General features: G+C 66.9%; 10 protein-coding genes and 2 pseudogenes. 10 read left to right on the forward strand and 2 right to left on the reverse strand.

Translation table 11 applies throughout. The features are described 5' to 3' along the window. Positions 1 to 49: 49 nt before the first annotated feature. The 4 genes and pseudogenes from FRANEAN1_RS35410 to FRANEAN1_RS40190 form a co-directional block, all read left to right on the forward strand. Entirely contained in the window at positions 50 to 793 is a 744-nt protein-coding gene (locus FRANEAN1_RS35410; RefSeq protein WP_347176895.1) for an SDR family NAD(P)-dependent oxidoreductase, read from the forward strand. Next, a complete protein-coding gene (locus FRANEAN1_RS35415) occupies positions 790 to 1560 on the forward strand; it encodes an SDR family NAD(P)-dependent oxidoreductase (RefSeq protein WP_020464488.1) in 771 nt (256 codons plus the stop codon). The genes FRANEAN1_RS35410 and FRANEAN1_RS35415 overlap by 4 nt, the downstream gene beginning before the upstream one ends. A 391-nt stretch (positions 1561 to 1951) precedes the next feature. Beyond that, positions 1952 to 2572 (forward strand): TetR/AcrR family transcriptional regulator, encoded by a 621-nt coding sequence (locus FRANEAN1_RS35420; protein WP_020464489.1) that lies wholly within the window; start codon positions 1952 to 1954, stop codon positions 2570 to 2572. 258 nt (positions 2573 to 2830) lie between these two features. After that, positions 2831 to 3037: pseudogene (locus tag FRANEAN1_RS40190) on the forward strand (aldehyde dehydrogenase family protein); the annotation flags it as partial. On the opposite strand, the pseudogene FRANEAN1_RS35425 reads toward FRANEAN1_RS40190, so the two are convergent. Then, a pseudogene (locus FRANEAN1_RS35425) lies at positions 3031 to 3366 on the reverse strand (SDR family NAD(P)-dependent oxidoreductase); the annotation flags it as partial. The pseudogenes FRANEAN1_RS40190 and FRANEAN1_RS35425 overlap by 7 nt on opposite strands. Before the next feature lie 580 nt (positions 3367 to 3946). On the opposite strand from FRANEAN1_RS35425, the gene FRANEAN1_RS35430 reads away from it, so the two are divergent. Both FRANEAN1_RS35430 and FRANEAN1_RS35435 read left to right on the forward strand, forming a co-directional pair. After that, positions 3947 to 5137 carry a cytochrome P450 gene (locus tag FRANEAN1_RS35430; RefSeq protein WP_020464491.1) on the forward strand — a complete coding sequence of 397 codons (1191 nt, stop codon included), beginning with the start codon at positions 3947 to 3949 and terminating at the stop codon, positions 5135 to 5137. A 147-nt stretch (positions 5138 to 5284) separates the two neighbouring features. After that, on the forward strand, positions 5285 to 6574 hold the full coding sequence (locus tag FRANEAN1_RS35435) for an amidohydrolase family protein (RefSeq protein WP_020464492.1): 1290 nt from the start codon (positions 5285 to 5287) through the stop codon (positions 6572 to 6574). Between the two features lie 89 nt (positions 6575 to 6663). Here the strand turns inward: FRANEAN1_RS35435 and FRANEAN1_RS35440 are convergent, their stop codons facing one another. Then, positions 6664 to 7779, reverse strand: coding sequence for a histidine kinase (locus FRANEAN1_RS35440; RefSeq protein ID WP_198145423.1), 1116 nt, complete (start codon positions 7777 to 7779; stop codon positions 6664 to 6666). Positions 7780 to 9778: 1999 nt separating this feature from the next. Between FRANEAN1_RS35440 and FRANEAN1_RS42785 the strand changes: the two genes are divergently transcribed. The 4 genes from FRANEAN1_RS42785 to FRANEAN1_RS35455 all read left to right on the forward strand — a co-directional run bounded on the left by FRANEAN1_RS42785 (position 9779) and on the right by FRANEAN1_RS35455 (position 12804). Then, a complete protein-coding gene (locus FRANEAN1_RS42785; protein ID WP_198145424.1) occupies positions 9779 to 10369 on the forward strand; it encodes a hypothetical protein in 591 nt (196 codons plus the stop codon). Then, positions 10366 to 10776, forward strand: coding sequence for a hypothetical protein (locus FRANEAN1_RS42790; RefSeq protein ID WP_049795852.1), 411 nt, complete (start codon positions 10366 to 10368; stop codon positions 10774 to 10776). Before FRANEAN1_RS42785 ends, FRANEAN1_RS42790 begins: the two co-directional genes overlap by 4 nt. A 357-nt stretch (positions 10777 to 11133) precedes the next feature. Then, positions 11134 to 11754 (forward strand): TetR/AcrR family transcriptional regulator, encoded by a 621-nt coding sequence (locus FRANEAN1_RS35450; protein WP_020464494.1) that lies wholly within the window; start codon positions 11134 to 11136, stop codon positions 11752 to 11754. A gap of 213 nt (positions 11755 to 11967) precedes the next feature. Beyond that, positions 11968 to 12804 carry a TauD/TfdA family dioxygenase gene (locus FRANEAN1_RS35455; protein WP_020464495.1) on the forward strand — a complete coding sequence of 279 codons (837 nt, stop codon included), beginning with the start codon at positions 11968 to 11970 and terminating at the stop codon, positions 12802 to 12804. Positions 12805 to 12974: the final 170 nt, after the last annotated feature.

A 12974-nucleotide genomic window follows, 5' to 3' on the forward strand; every position in this document is an offset into this window, starting at 1 on the left:
GGGCGCAAGGCCTGCGTTACCGCAGGGACGAGGAATGAGGAGGCGTAGGTTGAGTTGTGTCGCTGTCGTGACCGGCGGTGCGTCGGGGTTGGGCCTGTCGATCTGCGAGCATCTCGCCCGGCAGGGACGGGACGTGGGCGTACTCGACCAGGACGTCGACGCCGCCGAGCGGGTGGCTGCCGGTCTGCAGTCGTGGGGAACTAAGGCGGTAGCGGTCGGGGTCGACGTGGCTGACCGGGCCTCGGTCGCCAAGGCGTTCGATGCGGTGCGCGCCGAACTCGGGCCGGTCGGGATCCTCGTGACCAGCGCCGGTGTCTCCGGGTTCGTGCCTTTCGAGGAACTGACGATCGACGTCTGGTCGCGGACCATCGAGGTCAACCTGACGGGGACGTTCACCTGCGTGCAGGCGGCGATCGCGGACATGGTGGCTGCCGGGTGGGGCCGTATCGTCACCATCTCGTCCGCGGCGGGTCAGACCGGCGTGGCCCGCCAGGCGCACTACGCGGCGTCGAAGGGCGGCGTCATCGCGCTTACCAAGGCGCTGGCGCTCGAGTACGCGGCCAAGGGGATCACGGTGAACACGATCCCGCCATTCACCGCCGACACGCCGCTGCTGCGCAGCATGCAGCAGGCGAAGTACCTACCGAGGGCCGAGACGCTGGCACGGATGATCCCGGCCGGCCGGCTCGGTACGGGCGACGACATCGCGGCGGTCTGCGCGTTCCTGTGCACCGAGGAGGCCGGCTACCTCACTGGTCAGGTCATCGCTGTCAATGGAGGAGCGGTCACGTGAGGGATCGGTTCGCGCTCGATGGTCAGGTTGCCGTCATCACCGGCGGGGGCACCGGCATCGGCCGGGGTGCGGCGCTCGCGCTCGCCGAGTACGGGGCCGATGTCGTGCTCGCCGCGCGCCGGGTGGAGCCGCTGGAGTCCACGGCCAAGGAGGTCCAGGCGGCGGGCCGGCGAGCGCTTTCGCTGCCGACGGACGTGACCAGCGCGCAGCAGTGCCAGCAGCTCGTTGACACCACGGTGGCAGAGTTCGGGCGGTTCGACATCCTCGTCAACTGTGCCGGCGGTGCGGAGACGAAGTCGATCCGGCGATGGACTGAGGAGGAGTGGCACCAGGTCCTGGCGCTCAACCTCGGCAGCGTGTGGTTCCTCTCCCGTGCAGCCTCGGTGCCGATGCTTCAGCAGGGCAGGGGCGCGATCGTGAACATCTCCTCGGGTGCCAGCCTGCTCGCGATGCCGCAGGCCGCGCCGTACGGCGCGGCGAAGGCCGGGGTCAACAGCCTCACCCGCTCCATGGCCGCTGCCTGGACCGGTAAGGGGATCCGGGTCAACGCCATCGCCGTCGGAGCTGTCCGGGCCGCCACCCTGACCGACGACGCCGCCCGCTATGGGCTCGACCCGGAGGCGATCGGCCTGACCAACGCCTCGGGCCGCCTCGGGGAACCTGACGAGATCGGCAACGCCGTCCTGTTCTTCGCCTCCGACGCCGCCAGCTTCTGCTCTGGCCAAACCCTTTATGTCCATGGCGGCCCTGGCCCGGCTGGGGTCTGATGCCTTCGCGTATCCGTGACCCATGCCAGATCGGTGCACGCGTCTGAGAAGGAAGCCGTCCTGTGAAGAAGCGGTCTGGCCTCCAAGGGCGGCACGCAGGAGTTCATCGCCGGCGCGACGTCAGCGAAGCCGTGGGTGTGCAGGTCCAGCGAGAACTGGGACTGGTCCGACCCGGTCCCGGCCAACTTCTCGCTCGACCTCTGCTGGCCCGACACCCCAGGTCCGTCCCGGAGCCGGTTCAGCCATCTTCGGAGGACCTGGCCTGCTGTCGCTGATGACCCAGTTCTGGTAGAGAGGCACCAGGAGTTTGACGACCACGGACAGTCGAGGTCGGCGCCGGGCGGCACTCGCCGGGTGCGCCACCCTGTGACACTGCTCTGAAAGGCCCCAGATGACGACACCCCGCCGGGTTGGCGCGGAAACATCCAAGACACGCGCGGCGTTGTTGGACAGTGCCGAGAGGCTCATGCTCAGCGAGGGGTACGCGGCAGTGACCTACCGTGGGGTGGCGTCCCGGGCCGGAGTGACGTCCGGATTGGTCCAGTACTATTTTCCGACACTGGACGATCTTTTTCTCGCCCTGGTTCGGCGCCGGACAGACCAGACCTTGGGGGTGCTGGTCGAGGCGCTCCGGACGGATCACCCCCTGCGGGCACTCTGGGAGTTTTCGAACAACTGGACCGCCGGCGCTCTGATAACGGAACTCACGGCCCTGGCGAACCACCGCAAGAAAATCAGGACCGAGATCGCCGCCGTCGGCGAGAAGGTGCGTGAGTTGACACTTGAGGCACTATCGAGGTCGTCGAACGATTACACGGTTCCCCTGGGCAGAGTTCCGGCCGAGGTACTCGTCTTTTTGGTGACCAGCAGCCCGCGGATGGTCATCATGGAACAGTCGGTCGGCATGTCGACGTCTCACGCGGAGACGATCGACTTTGTTGAGCGCTACCTGGACAAGGTCGAACCCCGGACGGCGCGCGAGAGCGCGGCGAGTCGGGAATCGGACACGTAATCGTGTGACGCCTCGCGGGCGTCTGATGCAAATTTTTCGGCGTCCTGCCGCCTGAATCCAGCGTTTCCCCTGGCGCCGCTCTGATCGCCGTGGAGGGGTAGCGAGGATAGGGCATCGCCTGTGCGTCGCGGCCTCCCACCCCCCGAATACATGTTATGCCCGGCGTATTTTATCAACCTTTCAATGTTCGCTATATAAATTCATAAAGCATATGGAGGGGGTTTGGTGAACAGAGCAGTCGTCACCTCCGAGTCGAGGATGCTCGTCGATGGTGAGCTCATCGAGGCTGACTCAGGCAAGACCTTCGACAACATCAACCCGGCAACGAAGGAAGTGCTGGGCCAAGTCGCCGACGCATCGAAGGCAGAGATGCGCCGAGCGATCTCGGCCGCCCGGCGGGCATTCGACGAGGCCGATTGGTCGACTAACCACGCGTTACGGAAGCGTTGCCTGGAGCAGCTGCAGAGCGTCTCGTCCTCGGTGGGGCAGATTCCCGCATTCGCGCACACCACATCGAGCCGGCCGAGTGCGGCGAGGCCCTGGTCCAGGGCGGCCCGCAGCTGAGCGCGGTCACGGACGTCGGCCTGGACGGCCACGGTGCGGCGGCCGAGCGCCTCGACATCCTTGGCTGTCACGGCCAGGTCGTCGGGCGTGGCGAGGGGGTAGCGCACGCTGGCGATCGGCCCGCAGATGTCGATGGCGATGCCCTCGGCGGCGAGCCGGACCGCGTGGCTTCGGCCCTGTCCTCGCGCCGCACCCGTGATCAGGGCGACCTTGCCGTCTAGCTTGCCCATTCGCTGCTCCTGTTCGTAGGCACTACATGGTTCCTGGTTCGGCTGACCGGTCTCCGCTCGGAGTACCGGATTTCAGACAGTGGCCGGGGCGGTCCGCCGTGGAGGTGGGTTTGGCCTGACCGGAGGCTGGCGGCATCGAAGGTGAAGAAGGGACCGGCGTAGCCGATTTCCCAACTTCTCCGAGGTGTCCAGGGAGTGTCGATCATGCCGATCACTTCCGGGTCCAGGCATCGCGGCCTGCACGTGGTCAAACGCCGTGCCGCCGCGGCCTGATCTACGACGTCCCACCTGCCCCGCGGCCGTGCGCACCTCGTACGCGCAGGTCGGAGGCTGCCTTCTCCGCCACGTTGGCGTCCAGGTCAAGCATCGCAACGTGTGTCGCACCTAGCTGGCCAGGTGCTTGCAGATCGACAGGTCCCGCGCAGACGCGCCCCCGGTCGCGACCGCCACCCGACTCAACCGTTCCTCCGTTCATGCAGCACGACCGCTGACCGCCGGACAGCGCCTGAGCCTCCCTCAACCTCTATACGGATGTATTACACAGTGCTATACATCTGTAAAGACCACGCGAGGAGGGGCCGTGACCCAGGACGATCTCTACTACGATCCGTACGATGTCGAGATCGATGTCGACCCGTACCCCACCTACCGGCGGCTGCGAGACGAGGAACCGCTCTACTACAACGAGCGCCTCGATTTCTGGGGCCTGAGTCGCTTCGCTGACGTCGGGGCCGCCCTGAAGGACCAGAAGCGCCTCAGCTCGGCGAAGGGGGACATCCTCGAGGTCATCAAGGCCGATCCCGTCATGCCGCCCGGGGTGTTCATCAACGAGGACCCGCCGCTGCACACGGTGCACCGCGTCCTGGTGTCGCGCGCCTTCACTCCGAAGAAGATGAAGGCGCTTGAGGACAAGATCCGGGCCTTCTGTATCGCCTGCCTGGAGCCCCTCGAGGGAGCGGACCGGTTCGACTTCGTGGCCGACCTCGGTGACGAGCTTCCGATGCGCGCCATCGGCATGCTCGTCGGCATCCCCGACGCGGAGCAGCCGACGGTCCGCGACCACGCGCAGCGCGGGCTGCGCAACGAGCGGGGCAAGCCACTGACGGTCACCAAGGACAAGTATTTCGACGGCGACTTCTACGCCGACTACGTCGCCTGGCGGGAGAAGAACCCCTCCGACGACCTCATCACCGAGCTGCTCAACGTCGAGTTCGAAGACGTCTCAGGGACCACCCGGCGGCTGACCAAGGAAGAAATCCTGATCTTCCTCGCTGTGATCGCAGGCGCCGGGGTCGAGACCACGGGCAACCTGTTCGGCTGGCTCGGCAAGGTCCTCGCCGAACATCCCGACCAACGCCAGCAGATCGTCTCCGACCGCTCGCTCATCCCGAACGCAATCGAGGAGCTGCTGCGCTACGAGCCGCCCGGCCCGCACGTCGCGCGCTACGTCACCGAGGACGTCGAATACCACGGACAGACGGTGCCAGCCGGAAGCGCGCTGCTGCTCATGCTGTCCTCGGCCAACCGCGACGAGCGTCAGTTCACCGACCCCGGCCGCTTCGACATCCACCGCTCCATCAGCCAACACGTGACCTTCGGTATCGGCGCGCACTTCTGCCTCGGCGCCGCCCTCGCCCGCATGGAGGGACGCATCGCCCTCGACGAGGTCCTCAACCGATTCCCCGAATGGGACCTCGACATGGCCAATGCCCGCCGGAAACCCACCACCACGGTGCGCGGCTGGGACTCCATGCCGGCAATCGTCGGCTGACCCGGTACGGGCCTGACCCACGACCTCCCGCACCACGACGGGCGCCACCCGCGCTCCTGTCGGCAAATGACCCCGCGCACGACACGAAAGGGCTCGGCCTCGTGACCCGCTGTCCGGGCCCCTTCCCGGACCATCGAAAGGATCACCATGCGCTACGACGACATGATCCTTGTCAGCATCGACGATCACATCATCGAACCGCCCGACATGTTCGCGGACCACCTCCCCGAGCGGTACAAGCAGGACGCGCCGCACGTGGTGCGCCTGCCTGGTGGCGCCGACGCGTGGAAGTTCCGGGACACGGTGATCCCCAACGTCGCCCTCAACGCGGTGGCCGGCCGACCCAAGGAGGAGTACGGACTCGAACCACAGGGCTTAGACGAGATCCGTCCGGGGTGCTACCAGGTGGACGAGCGGATCAAGGACATGAACGCGGGCGGCATCCTCGCGTCGATGAACTTCCCGTCGTTCCCGGGGTTCGCGGCCCGGCTGTTCGCCACCGAGGACCCAGACTTCTCCCTCGCGCTGGTGCGGGCGTACAACGACTGGCACCTCGACGAATGGTGCGGCGCGCACCCAGGCCGGTTCATCCCGATGGCACTGCCCGTCATCTGGGACGCCGAGCTGTGCGCGGCCGAGGTACGCCGGGTCGCCGCGAAGGGATGCCACTCGCTGACCTTCACCGAGAATCCCGCGGCGCTGGGATACCCCAGCTTTCACGACGCCTACTGGAACCCGTTGTGGCAGGCGGTGTGCGACACGAACACCGTGCTGTCGATCCACATCGGCTCGTCAGGCCAGCTGACCATCCCCGCTCCCGACTCGCCGCCCGACGTGCTGATCACACTCCAACCGATGAACATCGTCTCGGCCGCCGCCGACCTGCTGTGGTCACCGGTACTCAAGAACTTCCCCGGCATCAGGATCGCGCTGTCCGAGGGCGGTACAGGGTGGATCCCCTACTTTCTGGAGCGGGTCGACCGCACCTTCCACATGCACGCCACCTGGACGATGCAGGACTTCGGCGGCCGGCTCCCGTCCGAGGTGTTCCGCGAGCACTTCCTGACCTGCTTCATCAGCGACCCGCTCGGGGTCGAACTTCGCCACCGGATCGGCATCGACAACATCGCCTGGGAGTGCGACTACCCGCACAGCGACTCGATGTGGCCGGGCGCTCCAGAGGAGCTCGGCGAAGTGATGAACCGACTCGCCGTGCCGGAACCCGAGATCAACAAAATGACCTACGAGAACGCCCTGCGCTGGTACTCCTTTGACCCCTTCGCCCATGTTCCGCGGGAGCACGCCACGGTGGGGGCGCTGCGGGCCCAGGCCGCCGGGCACGACGTCTCCATCCGGGCGCTGAGCCACCGCACCTACGAGCGCGGCGAGAAGCTTGCGGCCTACCAGGCGATGGCAGCCTCCGCACCTGAGCGGTAGCCAGACCCCTAGCGGTCGAGCGCGACGCTGGTACAGCTCCGGTCGGCGGTGGTACCCAGGTCAGGTGGTGGCGGGAGCTGTTCCGGCCGCTACGACGGTGCGTGGCTGGGAGCGACGGGTGCGGGGGCCGACATCGACGGCGCGGTGGGGGGTGGCACCATCGGTGACCACGTCGAGCTCGGTGGCGATGGTGCGGCGGATGGTGGTGAGGAGGCGGACGCCTCCTTCGGGACCGGCAACATCGCGGTGACAGCGAAGCCCCCCTCCGCGTCGGGACCGGCGTCCAGCCAGCCACCGACGGTCCGCGCTCTTTCTCGCATCCCCGCGATACCGTGGCCACCTGGAGTGCGTCCCGTTTCCGCCGTCCCGTCCCAGCCGGGGGTCATGAGGCGTGAGTAGCCGACGGTAGGTGCGACGCCGCCGGGCCTCGTGTTGTGGATGCGCAGGCGCACTTCGGTGCGGAAACGGTCGACCTGGACCGACGTCCGGGCATCGGGAGCGTGCCTGCGGATGTTCGTCAGCGACTCCTGCACGATCCGATAGGTGGCGAGATCCACCAGTGGGGGCAACCCGGATCCCGCCGCGGTCACGGTGCAGGACACCGTCATGCCGATCGCTTGAAAGGCGGAGATCAGCTCTGGAAGCCGGGCCAGCCCTGGAGGCGGCTCGGTGGATGTCGACTCGGGGGTGTCGCGCAGCACGCTCACCAACGACCCCAGCTCGTTCAGGACGGTGCGGCTGGACAGGCGGATGTGTGCCAGCGCCTCGTCCGCCTTGGCCGGCTGCTCGTACAGCAGATGCGAGGCGACGGCCGCCTGCGACTTGACGAGAGTGATGTGGTGGGCGACAACGTCGTGCAACTCCCGGGCGATCCGCGTCCGTTCCTCGACCACCCGGCGCCAGGCTTCCTGCTCGCGGCTCTGCTCGGCGCGCAGCGCCCGGTCCTCCACCGCCGCCTGATAGGCCCTGCGATCACGCACCGAGCAGCCCGCGGAGGTCACGGTGACGACCCACAGGAACGCCCCCGCGACGGCCTGGATGACCGCGTCGTCGCGCGTCAGCGCAGGCGGCAGTAGTAAAGCGATGGTGCCCGACGCGGCGATCCACGCGGTCTTCCGCGGCCGGTACGCCGCGACGCTGTACAGCGCGACCCAGATCGCGATCAGCGACGGCCCGTCACCCTGCCTGCCAACGACGACGGCCACGAGGGAAGACCACCCAAGGACGAATCCGAGGACCACCAGCGGCCTGCACCGGCGGGCCACCAGCGCAGCGCAACTGATCGCACCTGTGACCAGATAGAGCCCGCTCGACCAGGAGTGACCGGTCGCGGTCTGGGTGGCGATCAGGACTCCCAGGCCGAAGGTCACGAGCGCGACAAGAACGTCAGCCAGACTCGGACGCCGCCGCAGGCCGCCCTGGCAGACATCCCGAAACCGTGAGAACCAGCCGAACACGAACCCACAGTACCGAGGGAATGCGATTCCTGCCGTCGAACCTGCCCCAAAGTACCGCCGTCTACTGCGGACGCAGTAGACGGCGACAGGGAACCCGGGCAGCCAAGGCAAGATGACCGTCACCGTCCGGCACCCTCCCCGCACTGTCGCACAGTCGGCAAGTCGACTCACAGGGCAGAACCGTGGGATGGATAGCCCGACGCCGTAATGGCATCGGATCGTACCGTACTCGGCCCGATCTATTGGATTCACTGGATTCACGCTACCCCGGCGTTAACCCGCCGCCCCCGCCGCCTGACGAGCCGGTTACCTAATATCGTCGCAGCGTCCCCAGCGCCTCGACGCGTCCAGGTTCGTCCTGCACACCGCCCATCACGATCTTCGTTTTGATCACGGCTTCTTTGGCGAGAGAACGATCTTCCGAAGGTCGTTTCACGCTACGGCTACACGCCAACCCGCCTCGCACCACCAGCAGGTATCACACAGCGCGACAGGTGGCGGGCGGAGACAACTTTTTCAGCAACGACAGTAGAGGCGAGAGCCATAGACACGACACTCCAAAGTCCGAGCCCATTGGGGCTACACGAGCCTAGCACAAGGATGATACACTCGTACAGCACCAAAGAGAAACCCGCGGAGCCCGCTCGGCGACAAGTAGTCGCGATCATCTTCGTGCTCGTCAAGCCCCCCGCATCGGGCTTTCTCCCGGGCGGAGGACCAGCGCACCGAGGGAAACACCGCGCATCTGCTTCCCGTCACCCCATCCGCCGGTTCGCCCGTGGCTGGCTGGGCTACAGGTCACCACTCCACGGTCCTTTCATCACCGTCCCCGCCGAGGTTTTTGAGGAGAAAGCCATACGGAATATAAGATCCACCCCGGCGCGTCCACGAACACGGTCGTCGCGATGGTTGCTTCCGTGCCTGGCGGTAGTCCTGGTGGCCGTTCCCGCGTGTTCGGACTCGAAGCCGAACAAGCCGGCCGTCGCCGAGACCCCGGGCGCAGCGGTCCCCGCGCCACCGAAACCGGAACCGATCTCCGTGCGTGAGCTGCCGCTGCCGCCAGTGGCGCCCAGCGACGAGCCGGGCGCGTGCACAGCCGCCATCAATCCGCACGGCACGGGTGTATCAGCAGGAGCGGGGGCTTCCAGTCAGGCGACTACCTGCCGGACGGTGAGCATGTCACCGCACGGGTCTCGTTCGTCGGCGCGCCTGCCGCGCCCGATCCCGCGAGCGTCTACAGCGGAGACCAGCTGATCATCGTGAGGACCGACGGGAAGACCTTCCCCGACGGCGACGCATGGAAGTGCGTCACCTGCGGGGTACCGGCAGCGAACGCGAGGAGCACCAACCAGGCGATGGACTACCCGCAGCCGTTCCGCGACGGCAGGCGGGTGCTGGTCGGCACCAACATCATCGATTGCGGGGACCATCCACTCACCGACGATGCATGCACCCCGGCCAAGACCAACATTTACCCGATCCGATGGAACGACACTGCGGACGGCGCCGGCAAGAGGGGAAGTCTCCGGGAGCTGCGCATTCACCCGGACGGCGTGCACCTCGGCTTCAACAGCTTCACGATCGCGAACGGACGGTTTGGCCAGTTCGCCTACCTCGGGCGTCTGGAGTTCACTCCGGCACCGACCACCGGTACACCGCTGGCGCCACGGTATGACGTGGTCAACGTGACCCGGCTGTTCGACCCCACCGACATCCAGCCGGTCTCCGTCGGCCCGAAGAACCCGGGGTGCTTGTGTACGACCGTGACGCGCTGTCCGTGGGTGAGCTGCGGGGCTTCAGCGCGGATGGCAAGGAGGTCACTTACATCGGGTACCCGGAGGAGTCGTCCAACATCGACGTGTTCGCCGCCGACCTAACCACGGGCACGGTGCGCCGGCTGACCGCGAACCCGGAGTACACCGACCCAGTAGACCTCTCGCCCGACGGCAACTGGACAGTCGCGATGGACACCCGTGGCTCCGACCGCCAGATGTTCCTGGCCGCCATGCGTGACGTCCCGCCGATCACCGACGTGATCACTACCAGTGTGACGTCGTCGACCCGCAACAACGGGCCGCGGCGGTTCTTCCAGCCGATCCTCATCGACCGCTACGGCGACCGCGGCGACTACCAGGGTCAGCGGATCAACGCCCCCGGTGACGGAAACCCGGGAAGCGTCAACGACCCCAACTGGAACGGCATGGCCGACCCGAAGTGGTCACTCGAGGGACCAGCATCGTCTACTGGCAGGCCCTCGCCGTCTCACCGGCCTGCGGCGGTGAGAACCCGCTGCCGTGCGAGACGCCCACCGCGCAGGGCGGCCGGACCTACCGGATGATGATCGCCGAGCTCACCAGCCGCAAGCCCACGCCGGCGCCGAAGGTCACGCCGATCTCGGACGATGTCCCGTGGGGCGTGAAGTACGAGCCAGGCGGCGAGATCCCGACCCGGCTGCACGTACCCGCGGGCACCTACACCTTCGCCGGCGCCAGGGGCGGCTCGGCGAAGGTAGTGGTCACCGAGACCGCGGACAAGATCGCGATCGAGACCGTGGAGGCCACCTACACTGCCTACACCGATAACGGTGTCAGCACGCTCAACGGCACCGAGAAGGTGACGGCGACAGTCCCGACCCTGACCACATCGAAGGTCGACTGGTACTCCGACCTCACCAGACCGTCCATGCCAAGGACGGGACCACCACGACGAACACGAAGAAGACCAGTTCTGACGGCTTCCTCCTGAGCATCGACGTCCTGACCAACATCTTCGACGCCACCGGCACGCTCACGACCACCATCGATGGCAAGGCCTACCGGCAACCGGCGAACCACAGGTAGAACCGTCCGGCGCGCCTTTGATCTCACCGAAGGCGGACTTCCCACCTCGTGTCGAGGGCGGCCCGTCGACGGCAGCGCCGCGACTTGCCAGGCGGTGTCTCCTGGGTCTCGGCGCCCCGCCCGTACCATGGGCTGCGGGCGGGTGCTCCTCGTCGAGGCGGTACCGCTCGACGAGATGTTCCGGGACCGCCCCGGGCCCTGAGCGCAGGGTAGGCCCGCACGGTGCGGCGCACCGTCCTGCTGGCATGGGAATGGCCGTAAAGTGGCGAGAGATCAAGCGACGACGTCGAACCGCCGAGTCGGTTCCCCCACGTCCAAGACCCGGAACACCCTGCTTGACTGCACCCAGTCAATGATGATCGATCAGGGTTACGCGGCCGTTAGCTATCGCGCCCTGGCCGCGCGGGCCGGTGTTGCGTCGAGCCTCGTCCAGTACTACTTCCCGACACTTGACGACCTGTTCCTCGGCCTCTTGCGCAGAAATACCGACGCGCTCCTGCGCCGACTCTCCGACGCCAGCGAGACCGACCAGCCGCTTCGCGCGGTGTGGAAGTACGCCAACAGTCGCGCCGGCGCCGTCATACTGCTGGAGTTCATGGCCCTGGCCAACCACCGCAAGGCCATCCACACCGAGATCGGTCGCGGAGGCGAGCAGGTCCGTCAGGCCCAGCTTCAGGCCGTCGTCAGAGCGTGGGCGCGGTACGGGCTGGACGAAGAGGACATCACGCCGGCGGCGCTGCTGTTCATGATGAACGCCATCCCGCGGATGATGCTGTTGGAGAAGACGTTCGGCACCCACACGGGCCACGCCGACGCCGTCCAGATCATCGAGCGGTTCCTCGATCGGATCGAACCCGCTCCCCGCGCGGCGGCGGAGGGCTGATCGCCTCGCCCCCGGGGGCCGGTGCTGGCCACCCCCGCCTCTTGGCCCGTCGCCACCGCGGCACGACCGAATCGGCGGCCTACCCGTACGCCAACTGATCGCGTCCAGTTGTCGGCTGCCGCGTTCTGGTGTGTCCGCGATATCCCTGCTGTACAGTCGTACCTACTCTAGGTACGACTGTACAGCGACATACTGCGGAAGCCTGGGAGCGTCATGTCCGTCACTGTCACACCTCTCGGCCCCCACCTGGGCGTGGAGATCACCGGCATGTCCGGTGGTGATCTACCCACCACGGCAGCCGCCGCCGCGTGCCTGGAGACCCTGGCGCGGCACGGTGTCGTCATCTACCGGGAAGCTCACATCAGCGACAGTGACCTGGTCTCTTTCAGCAGGCTCCTCGGTCGGGTCGTTCTGAACCCGACCGGCGAACACGAGCGCGCCGAGATCGCCACCATCACCCTGGATCCAGCGAAGACCGATGCGACCCTCGCGTGGTACCGCAAAGGCAATTTCCTCTGGCACATCGACGGAGCCACCGACCAGCTACCGCAGAAAGCGACGCTGCTGACGGCACGCGAGGTGGACGAAACCGGCGGCGACACCGAGTTCGCCAGCACATACGCCGCCTACGAGGCCCTACCCGATACCGAGAAGGTGGCGCTTGCCGAACATCACGTGCTGCACAGCTTCGCCGCCGCGCAGAGACGCGCCCACCCCGATGCCACGGACGAACAGCAGGCCGACTGGGGCCGCGTGCCCACGCGGAAGCACCCCCTCGTCTGGACCCGGGGCAACGGCCGCAGATCGCTCCTCCTCGGCGCGACCGCTGGTGAAGTAGTCGGTCTGCCGCCAGCGGAGGGCGAGGCGCTACTGCAGCGCCTGCTCGAATGGTCGACCCAGCCACAATTCGTCCTGCGGCATCGCTGGCGCGCCGGCGACCTGGTGATCTGGGACAACACCGGCATGCTGCACCGGGCTCTGCCGTTCGCCGCCACATCACGCCGGCTCATGCATCGGACGACGCTTGTGGGCGAGGAGGCCGTTGCGTGAACCGCGTGCCTCGACAGCGCTCGAACGCCGCGTGATCCGTCCACGTGATCGACGCCATGAACTGGTCGGACGAGGGCAGCGTGACGCTGGCACCGCACGGCCGGGTGCAAAACCTCGAAGGAACTGTTGCATACGTCGAGGTCGGTCGATCTTGACAGCAGATCTTCCCG

Origin of the sequence: Parafrankia sp. EAN1pec, from assembly GCF_000018005.1 — a bacterium.
In the GTDB taxonomy this organism is placed as follows: domain Bacteria; phylum Actinomycetota; class Actinomycetes; order Frankiales; family Frankiaceae; genus Parafrankia; species Parafrankia soli.

Excerpts from the sequence above, each read along its gene's own strand:
- FRANEAN1_RS35435 (WP_020464492.1), top strand. The coding sequence starts at position 5,285 with ATGCGCTACGACGACATGATCCTTGTCAGCATCGACGATCACATCATC.
- FRANEAN1_RS35420 (WP_020464489.1), top strand. The coding sequence starts at position 1,952 with ATGACGACACCCCGCCGGGTTGGCGCGGAAACATCCAAGACACGCGCG.
- FRANEAN1_RS35455 (WP_020464495.1), top strand. The coding sequence starts at position 11,968 with ATGTCCGTCACTGTCACACCTCTCGGCCCCCACCTGGGCGTGGAGATC.
- FRANEAN1_RS42790 (WP_049795852.1), top strand. The coding sequence starts at position 10,366 with ATGATGATCGCCGAGCTCACCAGCCGCAAGCCCACGCCGGCGCCGAAG.